Below are 17,481 nucleotides of genomic sequence, written 5' to 3'. Positions count from 1 at the left end.
GTCGCGCCGGGAAGGCGCGTTGAATCGGGATCAATAAGGGCGATTTCAGAACCAGCGGTCATGGACGAAAAGAAGGCAGCAATCCTTGGCGAAATACCGCGCCTGCGCCGTTACGCACGCTCGCTTTTGCGCGACCGCGATTCTGCCGACGACCTCGTTCAGGACTGCCTCGAGCGCGCACTCATGCGGCTCGAAAACTGGCAGACGGGAGAAAGCCCCAGGAGGTGGCTGTTTACGATCATGCATCATTTGTTCATCGACCAGATGCGCAAGGTGAACCGTCGCGGCGAAGCGGCGATGTTGCCACTGGAAGCGGGCGAGGCGGTTGCCCAGCCGGCCGAGCAGTTGGACGGCATCGCCTCGCGCGAGGTCATCGACGCGCTGCAGGCGATCAGCCCCGATCGCCGCGCGGCCCTTGTCATGGTTGCCATCGAAGGCTTTTCCTATGCCGAGGCCGCCAATATTCTGGGCGTGCCCGCCGGCACGCTGATGTCGCGCATTGCACGCGGGCGTGAGGAATTGCGCGGGTTGCTGGATGACACGGCACGCCGCCGCGCGATAAGGATCGTAGAGAAATGATCCGCCGCGATTTTTCCGAACGTGACATCCATATGGCGCTCGATGGCGAACTGCCGGCCGACGAGCGTACCGCTTACGATGCCTGGCTTGATGCCAATCCCGAGATGAAGGCCAGAAGCGCCCGCTTCACAGCCGACCGGGAGGCGTTGCGCTCCGCCTTTGCCGGTGTGCTGGATGAGCCTGTTCCCGCGCGCTTGCGCAAGGTGGTGCTCGGCGAAGCGCCTGTTAGGACTGCGGTGCCCCGCTCGCGCTGGTGGCTTGCCGCGGCGGCGGCCGTGCTTCTGGCCACGGGCGGATTTGGCGGCTACTTTGCCGGCATTGACGGCATCGGGCAGGAGAATCCTGCCGAGGATAGGCTCGCCGAACAGGCGATCGCCGCCCATGTCATCTATGCTGCAGAGAAGCGGCATGCTGTGGAAGTGCTGGCCAGCGACAAGGATCATTTGCAGACCTGGCTGTCCAACCGCGTCGGATTGAAGCTGGTGGCGCCGGACTTGAGCGCGAATGGCTTTCAACTGATCGGCGGCCGGTTGCTGCCGGCCGGCGACAGCAAGGCCGCGATGCTGCTCTACGAGGACGACAAGGGCGAGCGCATATCCCTCTTCGTCACCGCCGAATCGACGGAGAATGCCAAGGGCACCTACGCTTCGGCGCAGGATGGCCCGCAGGCCGTCTACTGGCTGGACAAGGGCTATGGCTGCGCCGTCGTCGGCTCGCTGCCGCGTGAGCAATTGGCGGTCGTGGCCAAGAGTGCCTACGGCCAGCTTCTGGCAGGCTTGGCAAGCTGAGTCGGCTGCAATCATCCGCCGCTGGCGACCTGTCGAAACAGCGATCCTGTTCAAAGCCCGCGAGCTTCCTTGCCGCCAGGGAACCTGTCACAATTCGGCCCTAATCAAGGAGCGATAGCGCTTGATGAATACCGGCGCTTCGGCCGGTGTTTGCGACGCTTTTGACTGGGGCCGTTTCCGCAACGCAATCGAGGTTTTCTCAAGTCGCATGCCTGCCGAGATCCGCACGGCCCGCGCCTCTGACGTCGATGATCTCGCCGCCATCGAGAAAGCCGTTTTTTCGAGCGATCGCATTTCCCGCCGCTCTTTTCGCCTGTTCATCGAGCGCGAGACAGCCGAGACGCTGGTCGCCGAAGTCGAAGGCCGCGTCGCCGGCTATGCGATCGTGCTGTTTCGCAAGGGCAGTGGGGTGGCCCGGCTTTACTCCATAGCCGTCGGCCCGTTTTTCGGCGCGCTCGGCATCGGGCGCCGGCTGCTGTCGGCGGCGGAGGAGGCCGCCTTCGAGCACGACCGTATGATGCTGCGTCTCGAAGTGCGCGAGGACAACGACCGGGCCATCCGCATCTATGAGCAGGCCGGCTACCGCAAGATTGGCCGCGAGCCCGGCTACTACGAGGACGGCGCGACGGCGCTTCGTTATGAAAAGACATTGCGCGGCGACCTTCCTGTCGCCACCAGGGTGCCATTCTATCAGCAGACCTGCGAGTTCACCTGCGGCCCATGCTGCCTGATGATGGCGATGGCCAATTTCGACCGCGACTTCGTGCCCGATCCGGTGATGGAAATCCGCCTCTGGCGCGAGGCGACCACCGTCTTCATGATGTCGGGTCCGGGCGGCTGCGAGCCGTTCGGCCTGGCTGTGTCGGGGTACGAGAGCGGGCTCGCGGCGGAGATTTTTGTTTCCTTCTACGGCGCGCTGTTCCTGCAGTCGGTGCGCAGCGAGGACAAGCGCCGGGTGATGGAATTGGCCCAGGTCGACTTTCGCCGCCGCGCGGAACTTTACGGCATCCCGGTGAATTACCGCTCGTTCGCCATCGACGATATCCGCACCGCGATATCAGAGGGAAAACTGGTGCTGGTGCTGATCAGCGGCTTCCTGATGTTCGGCAAGAAGGTGCCGCACTGGGTGCTGGCCATCGGCGATGACGGCGATCATATTCTGATCCACGATCCCTGGGTCGAGGACGAAAGGCAGGAAACCATCCTTGATGCCGCCAACATTCCAGTGCCCTACGGCATCTTCATGAACATGGCGCAGTTCGGCCGCGACGGACTGCGTGCCGCCATCACTCTGGGGAAGCGCGACACACAATGACCTGGGTCATTCTTACCGGCCGGCAGAGCGATCTCGACCAGGTGGCGACACCGCACAAGATCATCACCAACCGCGATTACCTCGCGCATCCCTCGCTGTTTCGGGGCCAGCGTCCGAAGGTCATCAACCTGTCGAACAATTACGGATACCAGAGCCGCGGCTACTATGCCTCGCTGCTGGCGAGCTCGCGTGGCCACAAGGTTATCCCGACCGTCGAGACGATGATCGACCTGTCGGAGCGCAAACTCTACGAGCATGCGCTGCCCGAACTGGAACTGGCGCTCAACAAATGCCGCAAGGATCTCGGCGGCGCCTTTCCCGCCAAGGTCTGCATCTTCTTCGGCATCGGCCCGTCAAAGGTCTGGGACCGCTTCGCCAAGCTCCTGTTCGACTGGTTCCGGGCGCCGGCGCTCGAAGTCCACATCAAGGACAGCGCCGAATGGGCCTCGATCCGCAAGATCGGCTTTCATCCGCTGGCGCGCATGACCGAGGACGAGGAAAAGAGCTTCATCCAGTGCCTGGAGACCTACACCAACCGCGAATGGCGCGACACCAAGGGGCGCACGCCTGCGCGCTACACCTTCGCCACGTTGGTCGATCCGCATGAGGAGTTGCCGCCATCGGAAATTTCGTCGCTGCGCTACTGGGCCAAGATCGCCGAAAAGATGGGGGTCGAAATCGAGCCCATCACCAGAAAGGATCTCGCCAAGCTGGCGAACTACGACGCGCTGTTCATCCGCGAGACCACGTCGATCTCCAACCACACCTATCGCTTCGCCCGCCGCGCGCAGCAGGAAGGCATGCCGGTCATCGACGATCCGCTGTCTATGATCCGTTGCACCAACAAGGTCTATCTCAACGAGCTGATGTCCTACAACAAGGTGCCGGTGCCGCCGACGGTGATGATCGCCGGCACCTCGGATCTTGAACTCGCGGCGCAGACTCTGGGCTTCCCGCTGGTACTGAAGATCCCGGATTCGTCCTTCTCGCGCGGCGTCAAGAAATGCGCCAACTTCGAGGAACTGAAGACGCTCGCCACCGAATGGCTGGAGGATTCCGACCTCCTCATCGCGCAGAAATTCATTCCCACCGAATATGACTGGCGCGTCGGCGTGCTCGGCGGCCAGCCGCTGTTTGCCGTGCACTATCTGATGGCCAAGAAGCACTGGCAGATCGTCAATCACAAGGCCAACGGCAAGCCCGACCAGGGCGGCATCAAGACCTTCACGCTGAAGGAGACGCCCACCCATGTCGTCGAAACGGCGGTGAAGGCGGCACGCTGCATCGGTGACGGCCTTTACGGCGTCGACCTCAAGGAGACCAAGGACGGCGTCTTCGTCATCGAGGTCAACGATAATCCCAATCTCGACCATGGCTGGGAGGATTCCGGCGAAAAGGACGAGGTCTGGATCCGGCTGACGCAGTGGTTTCTTGAACGGCTCGACCGGCCGGGGCGGCAATAGTTCGGCCCGAGCAGCTCGCCGTTTCACGGAAACGGCGAGCTGCTCTATCTCTTTGTTTTGAAGCAATTCCGGACGGAAAACCGCTTCACACTTTTCCTGAAATTGCTCTGGGGGGGAAACATGCAGTTCATCGTGATCGAGGATTTCACCGGCTGCGATCGCAAGGACATTTACCGCCGCTTTCGCGACCGGGGCCGTCTGAAGCCGGAGGAGCTTGTCGTGCACCACAGCTGGATCGCTGCGGATATGAGCCGCTGCTTCCTGCTCGTCGAGGCCGATGACGCCACGCTCCTGCAGCGCTGGGTCATCGAATGGGCTGATCTGGTCGAATTCGAGATCATTCCCGTGGCCACCAGCAAGGACATGGTGGTGGCCTTGAGCGGACACCTGTGACCATCGCGTATCAACGCAACGCCGGTGAGCCCACCTTGCGCTGGCATTCCTTGATCAGCCAGCCGCGGAACGCCGCCACGACATCGCGTCTGGCGCTGCGCTCCGGGATCGTCAGGCAATAGGGCTGGCGCAGCGCAATTGCCCCGGCTGCCGGCCTTATCAGCCTGCCGTCCTCCACTGCCTCGGCACAATAGACCCCTTGTGCCAGCGCAACGCCCAGCCCCGAAATGGCGAGGTCGAGCGCCGCACGCGACGAGTTGGCCGACAGGCCTCGCTGCGCCGCCCTGCCAGGTTGGACACCGGCCGCCTCGAACCAGTTGCGCCAGGACGGAAACGATGCGCCGGTCGGACCCCAGTCGGTGTGGATCAGCGGCAGCCCTGCAAGCGGACCGTCGCCTGCGTTGATTGTGCTGGAAAGCGATGGTGCGCAGACGGGATAGACGGCGTCCCGGGCGATGTCCTCGGTCGGGTGCTCGCGATAGTGCGGACCGTAAGAGAGCCTGATGTCGATCAACTCGCGGTCGAACGGCACCGGGTCGTCGTCACCGCGCAGCGATATATCGGCGGCGCCATGGCTTGCGACAAAACCGGACAGACGCTGCGAAAGCCAGCCCATGGCCATGGATGGCGGGACCGAGACCACCAGGCGCGGGCGAAATGCGTCGCCGCCCAGTTCGCGCGAGACACTGCCGATTTCCTGGAAGGCCATGGTCAGCCGTGGCAGCATCTCCACGCCGGCCTCGGTGAGCACCACTTTGCGGTTGACCCGATGAAACAGCCTGCGGCCCATCTGCTCCTCGACGGTGCGGATAAGCTGGCTGACGGCGGCGGCCGAAACCGAAAGCTCCTCCGCCGCCGCGGCAAAGCTGCCCGTGCGTGCCGCGGCCTCAAAAGCCTGAAGCCCTTTGAGGGATGGAGATGTGACCATGATCGCCATATAGACAAGATAACCTTATCCAAATTGCAGGAATCGTCGCTTTTGAAAAGCTTTTTCAGCGGATAGGGTAAGCCTCGTCAAATCGCCAGCCTGGATCGAGCCGATGGATCATCGCGACATAATCGCGTCACTAACCCCGGAAGAACGCAGCTGCCTGACCGCCAAGTCCGATGCCGCGGGTCTCGTTCAGCTCGGCGCCCACTGGGGTGCGATTGTGATTATTGGATCGCTGATTGCCGCGAAAGTGCCATTCTGGCCGTTGCTGATGCTGCCGCAAGGCATCCTGATCGTGTTCCTGTTCACGCTGCTGCACGAGACGGTTCATCGCACCGCCTTCGAGACACAGTGGCTGAACGATGCCGTGGCGCGGGTGTGCAGCCTGGCGCTTGCATTGCCGGCCGACTGGTTCCGCTATTTCCATTTCGCCCATCACCGCTTCACCCAGGATCCCGAGAACGACCCGGAACTGGCCTTTCCCAAGCCGGAAACGCTGCGACAGTATCTCGTGCATGTTTCCGGCATTCCGCTGTGGTTGGGCCATCTCAAGACGCTCTACGCCAATGCGGCCGGCGGCAGCCAGGAAAGCTATGTGCCGCCGAAAGGTCGACCCAAGGTTAGCGCCGAGGCGCGCGCCATGATTGTCTTCTACGCTGTGCTAATTCTGCTCGCCGTCTATTTCCAGCTCTCCGTGCTCCTTTATGTCTGGATCATTCCGGCTCTGCTCGGTCAGCCGTTTCTGCGCCTCTATCTCCTGGCCGAGCACGGCCGCTGTCCGTTTGTCGCCAACATGTTGGAGAACACAAGAACCACGCTGACCAATTGGGTGGTGCGCAAGCTCGCCTGGAACATGCCGTTCCACGCCGAGCATCATGCCTATCCTGGTGTGCCGTTTCACCAATTGCCGCAGTTTCACGCGCTGATCGAGCGGCATCTCAAGGTGGTCGAGCCGGGCTATGTCAGCTTCCATGAGAAATACATAGAGACATTGCGCTGATGCCGGGCAGCCGGCAAACGGTCGCGTCCGGTTGAGGGCGCGACCGTTCGGCATGAGCGGTCAGACCTGGGCTATGCCGCCGTCGACGAACAGTTCGGCCCCGGTGACAAAGCTGGAATCGTCCGAGGCCAGGAACACAGCCGCCTTGCCGATCTCATCAGGATCGCCAAGCCGGCCCATCGGCACCTGGGCAGCAAGGAAGTCCAGCAAGCCCTTCTGGTTCTGGGCTTCAGGTCCGGCAAGCTCGGCGAGGCCTGTCGTACGGGTCGGGCCAGGACTGAGGATGTTGACGCGGATCTGCCGCTCCTTCAGGTCGAGAATCCAGCTGCGGGCAAAGTTACGCAGCGCCGCCTTGGACGCGCCGTAGACGCTGAACGCGGCCGCGCCGGTCGAGCCGGCTGTCGAACCGGTCAGGATCACCGAGGCCCCTTCGGTCAGCAGTGCGAGCGCCTTCTGCACCGTGAACAGCACTGCCTTGACGTTACGGTCGAAGGTTTCGTCAAAATGCTGTTCGGTTATCTGGCCGAGCGGCAGCATGGAACCGCCGCCGGCATTGACCGAGAGTACATCGATGTGGCCGCTTTGCGTTTTCACCTGGGCATAGAGACGGTCGAGATCGGCAGAGCGGGTCGAATCCGCCTGGATTCCGGTGGCGTTCTTGCCGATTGCCGCGACGGCCTTGTCGATCTCGGCCTGTCGCCGTCCGGTGATGTAGACATGCGCGCCTTCGGCGGCGAAGCGCTTGGCGATGCCAAGGCCGATGCCGCTGCTGCCGCCGGTAACCAGGGCGATCTTTCCTTCGAGCTTCCGTGTCATTTTCGCTACTCCTGTTGTGGGTAGCGAAGACATATGGACAGCCGGATCTTTTCGAAATAGCAATGCTTGAAAACAGTCGTTGCAGAATTGGCGATGTCGAAAGTTCCGGATTTCGAAGGGTTGGCCATGTTCGCCAAGGTCGCGGAGGAGCGGTCCTTTGCCGCTGCCGCACGCGTGCTCGGCCTGTCGGTGGCAACGGTGTCGCGTGGTGTCAGTCGGCTGGAGGAGCGACTTGGCGCAAGGCTTTTCAACCGCACGTCGCGGCGGCTGGCTCTTACCGATTTTGGTCAGCGGCTCGCCGAACGTGCGTCTCGACTCTACCGCGACGCGGAGAATGCCGAGAACGCGGCGCGAGAACTGTCAGCCAGCCCGCGCGGCCTGGTGCGTCTGGCCGTGCCGATGTCGTTTGGGTTGCGGTGGGTGGCGCCGTTGCTTCCTGATTTCTTCAAGCTCTATCCTGATGTGTCGATCGATATGCACCTGAGCGATGCGGTCGTCGATCTGATCGGTGAAGGGTTCGACGCAGCACTGCGGATTGCCGTGTTGCCGGACTCTTCGCTGGTTGCCAGGCGCCTGTGCGGCATCGCCCCGTATATCGTGGCTGCACCGTCCTATCTCGCCAGGCATGGCCGTCCAGGCACACCACGCGATCTCGACGCGCATCACTGCCTGGGCTACGCCTATCGTCCGCGGCAGGACGTCTGGCATTTCAGCAATGTCGTGGGTGATCAGGAAGTTGTCACACCGTCAGGGCCGTTGCGAGTAACCAACTCAGACGCCCTGGTTCCGACCGTTTTGGCGGGGTTGGCAATTGCCGAGCTGCCGGAATTCATTGCCAGCGAATACCTTGCCGACGGGCGCATGGAAGCGATCCTGACCGACTGGACTTTACCCAGAGGCGCGCTGTATTTCGTCACGCCGTCGGCCCGCTCGCGCCCGGCGAAGGTGGAAGCCGTCGCCGGATTCATGGCGGCGCACCTGTCGAGACCAAGCTGGGAACTGATCTCCAAATAGATGGCGCGGCGGAACAATAGAGGCCCGACGGCATGCTCTCGGAACGGCTCGGTTCGGGACGGAGTGACAAAACGCCTTTGGCCTAAGGTCAGCCGATCTGGCTGCGCAGTGCACGCGATTTCAACAGACGCTGAATATCCGATGCCTTTGACGGTACGCCGATCAGGTACCCCTGAGCCTCGACGCAGCCATTCTTGCGCAGCATGTCGAGCTGCACCTCGGTCTCGACGCCCTCGGCCGTGACAACAATGCCAAGCTCGGTGCCGAGCCCGATGACGGTGCGGACGATGGCCGCCGTGTCGTGATTGGCCATGTCGCCAATGAATGAGCGATCGATCTTGATCTTGTCCACCGGGAAACGCCTGAGGTAGCCGAGCGAGGAATAGCCGGTGCCGAAATCATCCAGCGCGATGCGGATGCCGAGTTCGCGCAACTGCCGCAGCGTCTTGAGCACGGCTTTGCTCTCGTCCATCAGCACGGTTTCGGTGATTTCCAGCTCTAGCTGTGCGGCCGGCACGCCGGAAAAGGCCAACGCCGAGATAACGCTGCGGGCAAAGCCGCCGCTTCTAAGCTGCACGGACGAGACATTGACCGCGATGCGCAAGCCGGAAGGCCAGCTTGCCGCCGCCGTACAGGCCGTTCTCAGCGCCCACTCGCCAAGCGGCACGATCAGTCCGGTTTCTTCGGCGACCGGAATGAATTCGTCTGGCGCGACAGTGCCGCGCGCCGGCGAATGCCAGCGCATCAAGGCCTCCGCGCCGATGATCTCGCCGGAAGCGATGTTCATGATGGGTTGGAAGTCGAGATCGAATTCCTGGCGCGGCAGCGCAGCCTCGAGGTCCACCTCGATCGCCCGGCGGGCCTGCACCACGGCGTCCATTTCGGGCTCGAAGAAGCGATACAGGTTTCTCCCTTCGCTCTTCGCCCGATAGAGCGCGGTATCCGCGTTTTTCAGCAGCGTATCGGCGTCCCTGCCATCGTCGGGGAAAACGGCAATGCCCAGGCTGATACCGATGTGCATCTCCCGGCTCTTGTCGCGAAACGGTTTTGCGATCGCCTCGACGATGCGCTTCGCCAGTTTCTCCGCTTCGGCGATGCCCCTGGAATTGAACTGCATGATGACGAACTCGTCGCCGCCGAAACGGGCGACGATGTCTGTTTCATTGCGCAGGCAGTGCTGCAGCCTCTCGGCCACGCTTTTCAGGAGCCAATCGCCGGCAGGATGTCCCCAGGTGTCGTTGACCGCCTTGAAGCGGTCGAGATCGAGCGAGAAGATCGCCAGCGGCGTAGCCGCCTCATCGTCCAGCGCTAGGTCGAGCCGCTCGCGAAACATCGAGCGGTTGGGCAGTCCGGTCAGCGTGTCGTGATGCGCAAGATGGGTCATGCGCTCTTCGGTGCGGCGGCGTTCGGTGACGTCGTCGAAGGTCACCACCCAGCCGCCGCCGCTCATCGGCTGGCGCGTGACCAGAACCGTCCTGCCGTCGGTTAGATACCGATAGGCCGAATGCATCTTTGCCGCCACCAGGCAGGCTTCGGTTTTGGCGACTTCGCTGTCGACATCGATCTTCGTGTAGATGCCGAGTTCCAGCAATCGTTCCAGCGCGTCGCGGTGCGTTGTTCCAAGCGGGAAGTCCGCCGCGGTGACGTTGTAGAGCTCCAGAAAACGCCGGTTGCGCACGATCATCTTGCCGTTGCCGTCATACATCAGCAGGCCTTGCGACATGTTGGCGAGAGCGGCGTCGAAGCGGCGGTGTTGCTCCTTGAGGTCCTGCTCGGCGCGCCGTTGTTCGGTGATGTCCTCGTAGATCGAAACCCAGCCGCCCAAGGCCAGCGGGCGGTGCGAGATGCTGACGATGCGGTCATCCGACAGCGTCTCCTCGTAGGTCGAGGGTTTCGCCTGGTCGATATAGGGTTTGCGGATGGCATAAAGCTCGTCTGCGGTTTGCGAGGCGATGCCGATGTCGGCGCTGTGCCGCAGGATATCGATGAAGCGGATGCCCGGACGTATCAGCTTGGCGTCGAGGCGAAAGATATTGAGGTAGTTGCCGTTGCAGATGATCATGCGTTCGTCGGCGTCGAACATGCACAGGCCGTGCGACATGTTCTCGACGGCGGCTGAAAAGCGTTCGTTCTGTTCGCGCAGCTCGTCTTCCATGCGGCGCGAGCGCTCCATGCCTTCGGCCGCCCGCTCCGGGACGACCGAACCATTCTTGACATCCACGACGGGCATGAGGCGCGCCTGCGGTGCGTGATCGAACACCGCACTGTTATCTTTTCCGGTTAATTTAGCGTTTTCTACCCTACCGCCGACGTCGCAACTGGGTGCCGCGACTTCTCGATCCCTGAAAACCGCTTCAGGAAGGCATTCTGCGCGGAGGTCACCGAGCGCGGTGTGAAGTCGAAGCGCTCGGCGGAAAAACCGCGCGGACGGCCGAAGAATTCGGTCGCTTCGGCGGTAGAGAAGCCGGCGAGCAGCGTTGCCTCGAAATAGGCGGCGATCTGGTCGGCGCGCTTGATCTCCCTGCGCAGTGCCGCAGCCGGTTCGGGCGGCAGCGAAAAGCGCAGATGGATGGCGCGCTGCAGGCGCAACTCGCAGTCCTTGTAGCTGCCGCCCATCACCGACTTGAACGGCGAGATCATGTCGCCGATGACATATTCGGGCGCATCGTGCAGCAGCGCGGCCAACTGGTCATCGGCCGAAGCTTGTGGCGCCAGTTCGTTGAACAGGGCCTCGACCAGCAGCGAATGCTGGGCGACCGAAAACGCATGCTCGCCGCTGGTCTGGCCGTTCCAGCGGGCGACCCGGGCAAGCCCATGGGCAATGTCCGAAATCTCGATGTCGAGTGGGGAGGGGTCGAGCAGGTCGAGCCTACGGCCGGACAGCATGCGCTGCCAGGCACGTGGCGGCGCACCGGCACGGTCCGCCGCCATCAGGCTTCCTCCGCACTGACGGTTTCCTGAGGAAAACGGAATTTGGCCCATACGGGAATGGTCACCGTCACCGGGACATCACCCGCCAGGATCGGCTGGCCGGCGTCCAAGGCTGCCTTGACCCTGTCTATGCGGGCAATGGCAAGTCCCGTGCCGCCGGCACTCGAGCCGAGTGTACCGACCGGCCGTCCCTCGATGGTGAGGTCGGTGCCTGAGGCGGGCAGGGGAGGACTTGCCTGGACAATCAGCACACGGCGCCTCGCCGTGCCGCGATGCTGCATGCGCGAGACGACTTCCTGGCCGACATAGCAGCCCTTCCTGAAGCCGACGCCACCCGTCTCGTCGAGCAGGACGTCATGGGGAAAGGCGTCGCCCAACGCATAATCGGCACCGCTCTCGGCAATGCCGTGGGCGATGCGGAAGGCTTGCCAGGCGGCGGCGTCGCCGGCGCCCGCAGTGCCGGCATAGGAGCGCGTGACGCCTTCATTGAGAAAGCGTGTGTCGGCAACCGCGGTTGAATCATTTTCCGAGGTGATTGACCCTTTTCCCCACGCAACGGTGACAAGCGCTTGTTCCGACTTGGCAATCTCGACCTTGGCACGAAGCTTGTAGAGCATCAGCCGGCGAATGAAATCATCTGAAATGTCGGCACGGCATTCCAGCAGGAAGGCGTTTTCACCGGCACGCGAGATCAGGAAATCGAACAGGATCTTGCCTTGCGGGGTCAACAGCGCGCCGGGCTTTGCTTCGCTTTTGCCAAGCGTATCGAGATCGGTGGTCAGGATGTTTTGCAAAAAGTGCTCGGCATCCAGGCCGGAAACGGAGATGAGCGCGCGGTCTTTCAGCAGGGCAAAGGGCATGGGGAGAATAAAAGCCTGATCTTGCAAAACGGTTAGCCATTACGTAAGCCGCTGACACTCCCCCCGCAAGAGAGCATGCCCATGACCTACGACCTCATCCTGACAGGCGGCACGGTGGTCAACCATGACGGCGAGGGGCAACGCGATCTCGGGGTGAAGGACGGGCGCATCGCGGTCATCGGCGATCTCCACCGGGCCTCGGCCGGTGAGACGATCGACTGCCGCGGCTTGCACATCCTGCCCGGTGTCGTCGACAGCCAGGTGCATTTTCGCGAGCCTGGACTGGAGCACAAGGAAGATCTGGAAACAGGCTCGCGGGCGGCGGTGCTCGGCGGCGTCACCGCGGTGTTCGAGATGCCGAACACCAACCCGCTGACCACCAGCGAGGCAACGCTTGCCGACAAGGTCCGGCGCGGCAGCGGCCGCATGCATTGCGACTTCGCGTTCTGGGTCGGCGGGACTCGCGATAACGCCAGGGATGTCGGAGAACTCGAGCGGTTGCCGGGGGCAGCAGGCATAAAGGTCTTCATGGGATCGTCCACCGGCGATCTGCTGGTCGAGGACGACGAAGGCGTCGCTTCCATCCTGAGGAACACCCGCCGTCGTGCCGCGTTCCATTCCGAGGACGAATTCAGGTTGCGCGAACGTCTGGGCGAACGCATCGAGGGCGATCCGTCATCGCACCCGGTCTGGCGCGACGAGATTGCCGCCTTGCACTGCACCGAACGGCTGGTGCGCATCGCGCGCGACGCTCGCGCCCGGATCCACGTCCTGCACATCTCGACCGCCGAGGAGATTCTGTTCCTCGAACAGCACAAGGACGTCGCGACCTGCGAGGCGACGCCACACCATCTGACGCTGAGTGCCGACGATTATGCCCGGCTCGGTACGCTGATCCAGATGAACCCGCCGGTGCGCGCCTCCCGCCACCGCGACGGCGTCTGGCATGGCATCGCACAAGGCATTGTGGATGTACTCGGCTCCGACCACGCGCCGCACACGCTGGCCGAAAAGGCAAAGCCCTATCCGGCCTCGCCCTCGGGCATGACCGGTGTGCAGACGCTGGTGCCGATCATGCTCGACCACGTCAATGCGGGACGGCTGACCCTGCAGCGCTTTGTCGATCTCTCCAGCCACGGCCCGCAACGTATCTTCGGCATGGCCAGGAAAGGCCGCATCGCCGCCGGCTATGATGCCGACTTCACCATTGTCGACATGAAGCGGCGCGAGACCATCACCAATGCGCAAGCCGGCTCGAAGGCAGGCTGGACGCCCTATGACGGCAAGGAAGTGACCGGCTGGCCGGTCGGCACGGTCATTCGCGGCCGCCGCGTCATGTGGGACGGCGAGATCGTGATGCCTGGTCAGGGCCGGGCGGTGGAGTTTTCCGAGGCGTTGCCGGGATAGGCTTCCTCAATCTCCCTTGTCGAGGGGTAGGCCGCTCAGTCTCCAGCGACGAAGAACGTCCACTCCCCGGCGGGCGTGATGCCGACGCGATAGAAGATATAGGCGCCGAACTGCTTCATGTCGTCGAAATCGCCGGCGGTGACGATCTTGAACAGCTCGACCCGCTGCTTGGCGTCGAGCTTGTCCAGCGGCAGCGCGAAGAAATACGGCCAGACGTAGAGTTCCTGCGGTGTTCCGGCATCGACATGAACATAGCCGGCACTGAGGACTTCCTCCAGGATGGCCAGGATCTCCTGGCCGTCCGGGTCACCCGACAGGCCTTTGAGGAAGGCGATGGCGTCGCCGTCGATGTCGGCCAGCGACAGCTGGGTCATGCTGTCGCCCTTGCCGATCAGGGGCCTGAGCTTTTCGATGTCGCCGCTCTTGCAGGCTTCGATGATGAGGTCGTGCATGCGCCGCACGGGCTCCGGCAGCTTGCCGAGGTCGTATACGACTTCCGGCAAGGGTGCTTCGGGATCGACACGCGGTCTGTTGCTGCCGCCATCCGCCGGGCTGTCGGGCTCCGCCGCGTCCGGAGCGGCCGGCTGCTGGCCGGTCGAAGGTGGCGTTCCCACCGGGTCAGGCATGGGAATCGCGCCGCCGGGCGACGAAGCGTCGTTATCCGCTGACGGTGTGACGGGTGAGGGAAGCTCTTCGCGCTGGATTTCGCTCAGCGCATAGGCCTGGCTGCTTGGCAGGCACGTCACAAAGGCAATCGCGGCACAGGAAGCGGCGAGGCGGATGTGGAGGACCAGGCCCTTCGACCGGCCCGACATCGGAAAATTCACTGCCCGTATCTCCTTGGCTCCCGGGCATGATGCCCAAACGGCACTCGATCGTCAAAGAACCGGATGTCGGTTCAGTGCCGCAGCCGCTCGGGTTCGAAGGCGCCAGCAATAACCTTTTCACGCATGCGGTCGAGCAGGGCAAGGGCCGATGTCTCGCCATTGGCGCGCAGCATTTCACCGAACGCGGTCTCTAGCGCTGCCTCGGCAATGATCTCGGGCTCGATGCCGGCCGAAAGGCCTTCAGCCCAGGCTTCGCTGTGGCTCTCCACCGCCGTCAGGCGTTTTTCTTCCCTGACCAGCGCGTCGATGTCGTTGACACCATGTTCCATAAGCGATGTCCACCCTTTCAAGCGGCGACCCGTCAATGGGGATCATGCTTGATCTGTTCCGTTTACACGCAGCCTAAGTAAGTATCTGTAAATACGACATTTTTTTGATCGTCTTTTACAGGGGGCGGCTGTATCTGGCGAAGCTGCGTTTCAACCCGGATCGAACTTAGCCGATTAGGCCGGCCTGCGGGTTGAAAACCTTCAGTTTGAGTTAATTTCGCATTCGTGCGGTAACGTTTGATTAACGCTGTTGCAGAAGTGCAACATCAGGATTGCACCAAGACACAGACCGGTACAAGCCGGATTTCTCCAACATCACCGATGATGGCTACGATACCTGTTGATGGATCGCCTGAAGCACGTGCGTCGAAACAGAGTCATGCAACGCGTTTCATGTCTTTGTACTTATGCATGTCGCGTCCCCAAAGCCGGGGCACTTTGGACGGCATACATTAGTTTCCATAGCGCGAGGCGATATCGCGCGACAGCGTCTCGCCTTCCTTCATGTAGCGGCTGATGGCTTCGGTGGCTGAAGCGGTGCACTGGGTATAGGTGCCGCCGAAGGAACGATAGCCGCGATTGAAGCTGGCGATGAAGCGGGCGCGGCGCTCCGGGTCCGGATTTTCCGAATCGAGCAGTTTTTCCATCTCGCCGCGCCACTGGTCGCCCTTCTCCCCGCACAGATTGCGCAGGAAATGCAGCGAACCCAGAACCTCTGCCAGCCGCATCAGCCCCGGCTCGAACGGCGACTCGGCGCTGAACGCCGGCCGCATGGCCACGGCGGTACTGGCGGTAAGGCATAAAGCAACAAGAAGAGGAGCGCGGCTCATAGGTCTATGTGGCCAAACAATTTGTCGCCTGCAAGGCGTTTCCGGCGCCGCCGTTGAGGAATTCAGCGGCTTTCAGGGGAACCAGCAGGTCGGCCAAGCAGATCTTCCGCCACCGCGAACACCGAACCGGCAAGCGGCAGCGCCGTCATCTCGCGGAGCGTGTAGAAGGCGGCTGTCTCGGCATCGTCGCTGGCCACGGCCTCGCCGCCGGCATAGGCGGCGCCGAAGACCGTGAGTCGGTAATCGACAGGGTGGGAGTCATCCCTGCCGTCGATATGGATTTCCCGAAGCGGGCGGAAACCGGTGGCACGCAGACCGGTCTCTTCCAGCAGTTCGCGCTTCGCGGCATCCTCCAGCGTCTCGCCGGCCTCGACCTTGCCGCCTGGAAAGGCATAGAGCCCCTGTGAGGGCTGCCGGGCTCGCTTGACCAGCAGCACGGTATCGCCACGCACCACGGCTACCGAGACGGCCGGCAGTATCTTTCGTATGTCGTTCATGGCTCTCAACCGTTCGACCGCCGCAGCCCGCTGTGGACGGTTGGCGCCAGACAGCTTTAGCGGTTGCAGTGCGGCTGTTCCATCGCCACTTTCTTGCGCAACCATTCCAGGGCAGGAGCAATCGATCATGTGCGGACGTTTTGCCTTGACGGCCACGCCGGATCAAACCGCTGCCTTTCTGGGCTTGGCCGACCTGGAAGATTTCCCGGCGCGCTACAACATCGCGCCGACCCAGCCGGTGCTGATGGCGACCGCTGGTGCGCCGCGCTCACCAGGTTCCAATTTGCCAGACCGGCAACCGATGCTGGTGCGCTGGGGACTCATCCCAGCCTGGGTGAAGGACACCAGGGAGTTTCCGCTGCTGTTCAACGCGCGCTCGGAAGGCGCGATCGAAAAGGCCTCGTTCAAGGCTGCCATGCGCCATCGCCGCGCGCTAGTGCCGGCATCAGGCTTCTACGAATGGCGGCAGACCGGGGGCAAGAAGGGGCAGCCCTATTGGATCCGGCCCAGGCATGGCGGGCTGGTCGCCTTTGCCGGCCTGATCGAGACCTATGCGGAGCCGGGCGGCTCGGAAATGGATACCGGCGCAATCCTGACGGTCAACGCCAATGCCGACATCGCCCATATTCATGATCGGATGCCGGTTGTCATCGATCCCAGGGACTTCGCTCGCTGGCTGGATTGCCGCACGCAGGAGCCGCGCGACGTCGCCGACCTGTTGCGACCGGCGCAACTCGATTTCTTCGAGGCGATTCCAGTCTCCGACCTCGTCAACAAGGTCGCCAACACCGGACCGGAGATTCAAGTAAGAGGGGAGATCGGCCCGGAGCCCGAGAAGGCCAGACGCCAGAAACCTGGCACCGACGACAGTCAGATGACGCTGTTCTAGCGAAGCCTGTCGAGGGCCTTATTCCAGGATGCTTGTTTGCACCCTCATCGCCGGCGCTCGCGCCGGCGGAACATCATCTCAGGCGGCGCGCGGCGATACGATCTTCTGCGCCGGCTTCTTCTTCTTCGCGGTATGAAGAAGTGCGGCGACGATCGCGGCCGGGCCGATTGCGCGATAGTGGCTGGCCAGCGCGGGTTGCTTGGCGCGGTTGGCTTCCTGCTTGCTTCGAGGCATGTTCTCTTCCCTGGTCACGTTTTCGTGTCTGCGTTTGATGGCTGATTCCGACCAAATCGTGACGCTTGGTGATCTAGCCGGCGAATGTTTCATGACTGTGCCGACATGTTTAATAAAATGTTTCACTGGCTGATTCCGCGTGATCGAGCGACGGGTTTGCCTGTCTTGGCGACGTTTTTCCCGGGATCAGCGACTTGACGGCAACACTGGCCAAGGCGATAAAGCCGCCCATGAAAACGTCTTTCGCCATTTGTGGCATTTGCATTATTGGCTAGCCTCGCGCTGGTCCGGACGTTTTCGCCTCATCTTTCCCCAGATTGGACAAACGCCCCGGCCAGCAGGCTGGAGCCTGATTTGCGCCTCGGCGCGAGGCTGGCT

The 17,481-nt window shown here is 62.4% G+C and carries 20 protein-coding genes; 9 read left to right on the top strand and 11 right to left on the bottom strand.

The window, feature by feature from the left end; all coding sequences use genetic code 11:
* Positions 1–60 precede the first annotated feature (60 nt).
* The 5 genes from MesoLj_RS27230 (at position 61) to MesoLj_RS27210 (ending at position 4,538) form a co-directional block, all read left to right on the top strand.
* The gene (locus MesoLj_RS27230) at positions 61–579 is read left to right on the top strand and encodes an RNA polymerase sigma factor (RefSeq protein WP_202323198.1); all 519 of its coding nucleotides are present in this window, start codon (positions 61–63) and stop codon (positions 577–579) included.
* Positions 576–1,367: an anti-sigma factor family protein gene (locus MesoLj_RS27225; protein ID WP_202323197.1), complete on the top strand. Its 792-nt coding sequence runs from the start codon at positions 576–578 to the stop codon at positions 1,365–1,367. The genes MesoLj_RS27230 and MesoLj_RS27225 overlap by 4 nt, the downstream gene beginning before the upstream one ends.
* Before the next feature lie 208 nt (positions 1,368–1,575).
* Positions 1,576–2,682, top strand: a complete 1,107-nt coding sequence (locus MesoLj_RS27220) for a peptidase C39 family protein (RefSeq protein WP_140769709.1) — start codon at positions 1,576–1,578, stop codon at positions 2,680–2,682.
* Positions 2,679–4,145: a RimK family protein gene (locus MesoLj_RS27215; RefSeq protein ID WP_140768518.1), complete on the top strand. Its 1,467-nt coding sequence runs from the start codon at positions 2,679–2,681 to the stop codon at positions 4,143–4,145. The genes MesoLj_RS27220 and MesoLj_RS27215 overlap by 4 nt, the downstream gene beginning before the upstream one ends.
* A gap of 120 nt (positions 4,146–4,265) precedes the next feature.
* Complete coding sequence (locus MesoLj_RS27210; protein ID WP_202323196.1) at positions 4,266–4,538, top strand: DUF3303 domain-containing protein; 273 nt, start codon at positions 4,266–4,268, stop codon at positions 4,536–4,538.
* A 10-nt stretch (positions 4,539–4,548) separates the two neighbouring features.
* On the opposite strand, the gene MesoLj_RS27205 is transcribed toward MesoLj_RS27210, so the two are convergent.
* Positions 4,549–5,466: a LysR substrate-binding domain-containing protein gene (locus MesoLj_RS27205; RefSeq protein WP_202323195.1), complete on the bottom strand. Its 918-nt coding sequence runs from the start codon at positions 5,464–5,466 to the stop codon at positions 4,549–4,551.
* A 112-nt stretch (positions 5,467–5,578) separates the two neighbouring features.
* On the opposite strand from MesoLj_RS27205, the gene MesoLj_RS27200 reads away from it, so the two are divergent.
* Complete coding sequence (locus MesoLj_RS27200) at positions 5,579–6,469, top strand: fatty acid desaturase family protein (protein WP_202323194.1); 891 nt, start codon at positions 5,579–5,581, stop codon at positions 6,467–6,469.
* A gap of 60 nt (positions 6,470–6,529) precedes the next feature.
* On the opposite strand, the gene MesoLj_RS27195 is transcribed toward MesoLj_RS27200, so the two are convergent.
* Positions 6,530–7,285, bottom strand: coding sequence for an SDR family oxidoreductase (locus MesoLj_RS27195; protein ID WP_202323193.1), 756 nt, complete (start codon positions 7,283–7,285; stop codon positions 6,530–6,532).
* 93 nt (positions 7,286–7,378) lie between these two features.
* On the opposite strand from MesoLj_RS27195, the gene MesoLj_RS27190 reads away from it, so the two are divergent.
* A complete protein-coding gene (locus MesoLj_RS27190) occupies positions 7,379–8,299 on the top strand; it encodes a LysR family transcriptional regulator (protein ID WP_140769707.1) in 921 nt (306 codons plus the stop codon).
* An 88-nt stretch (positions 8,300–8,387) separates the two neighbouring features.
* Here MesoLj_RS27190 and MesoLj_RS27185 read toward each other — a convergent pair whose 3' ends face one another.
* From MesoLj_RS27185 to ygfZ, 3 genes are all read right to left on the bottom strand, one after another.
* Complete coding sequence (locus MesoLj_RS27185; RefSeq protein WP_202323192.1) at positions 8,388–10,529, bottom strand: putative bifunctional diguanylate cyclase/phosphodiesterase; 2,142 nt, start codon at positions 10,527–10,529, stop codon at positions 8,388–8,390.
* Positions 10,530–10,594: 65 nt separating this feature from the next.
* On the bottom strand, positions 10,595–11,230 hold the full coding sequence (locus MesoLj_RS27180) for an HD family hydrolase (RefSeq protein ID WP_172351199.1): 636 nt from the start codon (positions 11,228–11,230) through the stop codon (positions 10,595–10,597).
* Entirely contained in the window at positions 11,230–12,090 is an 861-nt protein-coding gene (gene ygfZ, locus MesoLj_RS27175; RefSeq protein ID WP_202323191.1) for a CAF17-like 4Fe-4S cluster assembly/insertion protein YgfZ, read from the bottom strand. The genes MesoLj_RS27180 and ygfZ overlap by 1 nt, the downstream gene beginning before the upstream one ends.
* Before the next feature lie 75 nt (positions 12,091–12,165).
* Here ygfZ and MesoLj_RS27170 point away from each other — a divergent pair, with 75 nt between their 5' ends.
* Positions 12,166–13,497, top strand: coding sequence for a dihydroorotase (locus tag MesoLj_RS27170; RefSeq protein ID WP_202323190.1), 1,332 nt, complete (start codon positions 12,166–12,168; stop codon positions 13,495–13,497).
* Positions 13,498–13,532: 35 nt separating this feature from the next.
* On the opposite strand, the gene MesoLj_RS27165 is transcribed toward MesoLj_RS27170, so the two are convergent.
* From MesoLj_RS27165 to MesoLj_RS27150, 4 genes are all read right to left on the bottom strand, one after another.
* Complete coding sequence (locus MesoLj_RS27165; protein WP_202323189.1) at positions 13,533–14,324, bottom strand: hypothetical protein; 792 nt, start codon at positions 14,322–14,324, stop codon at positions 13,533–13,535.
* 71 nt (positions 14,325–14,395) lie between these two features.
* Entirely contained in the window at positions 14,396–14,653 is a 258-nt protein-coding gene (locus tag MesoLj_RS27160) for a hypothetical protein (protein ID WP_008874920.1), read from the bottom strand.
* 452 nt (positions 14,654–15,105) lie between these two features.
* Positions 15,106–15,483, bottom strand: a complete 378-nt coding sequence (locus tag MesoLj_RS27155) for a TIGR02301 family protein (RefSeq protein WP_202323188.1) — start codon at positions 15,481–15,483, stop codon at positions 15,106–15,108.
* Positions 15,484–15,545: 62 nt separating this feature from the next.
* Entirely contained in the window at positions 15,546–15,980 is a 435-nt protein-coding gene (locus MesoLj_RS27150; protein WP_202323187.1) for an NUDIX hydrolase, read from the bottom strand.
* Between the two features lie 127 nt (positions 15,981–16,107).
* Here MesoLj_RS27150 and MesoLj_RS27145 point away from each other — a divergent pair, with 127 nt between their 5' ends.
* Positions 16,108–16,869, top strand: a complete 762-nt coding sequence (locus MesoLj_RS27145; RefSeq protein ID WP_202323186.1) for an SOS response-associated peptidase — start codon at positions 16,108–16,110, stop codon at positions 16,867–16,869.
* Between the two features lie 78 nt (positions 16,870–16,947).
* Here the strand turns inward: MesoLj_RS27145 and MesoLj_RS27140 are convergent, their stop codons facing one another.
* Both MesoLj_RS27140 and MesoLj_RS27135 read right to left on the bottom strand, forming a co-directional pair.
* A complete protein-coding gene (locus MesoLj_RS27140) occupies positions 16,948–17,103 on the bottom strand; it encodes a hypothetical protein (protein WP_140768494.1) in 156 nt (51 codons plus the stop codon).
* Between the two features lie 109 nt (positions 17,104–17,212).
* Positions 17,213–17,353, bottom strand: coding sequence for a hypothetical protein (locus MesoLj_RS27135; RefSeq protein WP_202323185.1), 141 nt, complete (start codon positions 17,351–17,353; stop codon positions 17,213–17,215).
* Between the last annotated feature and the right edge of the window lie 128 nt (positions 17,354–17,481).

Origin of the sequence: Mesorhizobium sp. 113-3-9 (assembly GCF_016756515.1) — a bacterium.
Taxonomy (GTDB): Bacteria; Pseudomonadota; Alphaproteobacteria; order Rhizobiales; family Rhizobiaceae; genus Mesorhizobium.
This window is presented reverse-complemented; position numbering and strand designations above follow the sequence as displayed.

What these genes read in the sequence shown, in the direction of transcription:
- MesoLj_RS27230 (WP_202323198.1), top strand. Translation starts at nt 61, where the DNA reads ATGGACGAAAAGAAGGCAGCAATCCTTGGCGAAATACCGCGCCTGCGC.
- MesoLj_RS27225 (WP_202323197.1), top strand. Translation starts at nt 576, where the DNA reads ATGATCCGCCGCGATTTTTCCGAACGTGACATCCATATGGCGCTCGAT.
- MesoLj_RS27220 (WP_140769709.1), top strand. Translation starts at nt 1,576, where the DNA reads ATGCCTGCCGAGATCCGCACGGCCCGCGCCTCTGACGTCGATGATCTC.
- MesoLj_RS27215 (WP_140768518.1), top strand. Translation starts at nt 2,679, where the DNA reads ATGACCTGGGTCATTCTTACCGGCCGGCAGAGCGATCTCGACCAGGTG.
- MesoLj_RS27210 (WP_202323196.1), top strand. Translation starts at nt 4,266, where the DNA reads ATGCAGTTCATCGTGATCGAGGATTTCACCGGCTGCGATCGCAAGGAC.
- MesoLj_RS27205 (WP_202323195.1), bottom strand. Translation starts at nt 5,466, where the DNA reads ATGGTCACATCTCCATCCCTCAAAGGGCTTCAGGCTTTTGAGGCCGCG.
- MesoLj_RS27200 (WP_202323194.1), top strand. Translation starts at nt 5,579, where the DNA reads ATGGATCATCGCGACATAATCGCGTCACTAACCCCGGAAGAACGCAGC.
- MesoLj_RS27195 (WP_202323193.1), bottom strand. Translation starts at nt 7,285, where the DNA reads ATGACACGGAAGCTCGAAGGAAAGATCGCCCTGGTTACCGGCGGCAGC.
- MesoLj_RS27190 (WP_140769707.1), top strand. Translation starts at nt 7,379, where the DNA reads ATGTCGAAAGTTCCGGATTTCGAAGGGTTGGCCATGTTCGCCAAGGTC.
- MesoLj_RS27185 (WP_202323192.1), bottom strand. Translation starts at nt 10,529, where the DNA reads ATGCCCGTCGTGGATGTCAAGAATGGTTCGGTCGTCCCGGAGCGGGCG.
- MesoLj_RS27180 (WP_172351199.1), bottom strand. Translation starts at nt 11,230, where the DNA reads ATGGCGGCGGACCGTGCCGGTGCGCCGCCACGTGCCTGGCAGCGCATG.
- ygfZ (WP_202323191.1), bottom strand. Translation starts at nt 12,090, where the DNA reads ATGCCCTTTGCCCTGCTGAAAGACCGCGCGCTCATCTCCGTTTCCGGC.
- MesoLj_RS27170 (WP_202323190.1), top strand. Translation starts at nt 12,166, where the DNA reads ATGCCCATGACCTACGACCTCATCCTGACAGGCGGCACGGTGGTCAAC.
- MesoLj_RS27160 (WP_008874920.1), bottom strand. Translation starts at nt 14,653, where the DNA reads ATGGAACATGGTGTCAACGACATCGACGCGCTGGTCAGGGAAGAAAAA.
- MesoLj_RS27155 (WP_202323188.1), bottom strand. Translation starts at nt 15,483, where the DNA reads ATGAGCCGCGCTCCTCTTCTTGTTGCTTTATGCCTTACCGCCAGTACC.
- MesoLj_RS27150 (WP_202323187.1), bottom strand. Translation starts at nt 15,980, where the DNA reads ATGAACGACATACGAAAGATACTGCCGGCCGTCTCGGTAGCCGTGGTG.
- MesoLj_RS27145 (WP_202323186.1), top strand. Translation starts at nt 16,108, where the DNA reads ATGTGCGGACGTTTTGCCTTGACGGCCACGCCGGATCAAACCGCTGCC.
- MesoLj_RS27140 (WP_140768494.1), bottom strand. Translation starts at nt 17,103, where the DNA reads ATGCCTCGAAGCAAGCAGGAAGCCAACCGCGCCAAGCAACCCGCGCTG.
- MesoLj_RS27135 (WP_202323185.1), bottom strand. Translation starts at nt 17,353, where the DNA reads ATGGCGAAAGACGTTTTCATGGGCGGCTTTATCGCCTTGGCCAGTGTT.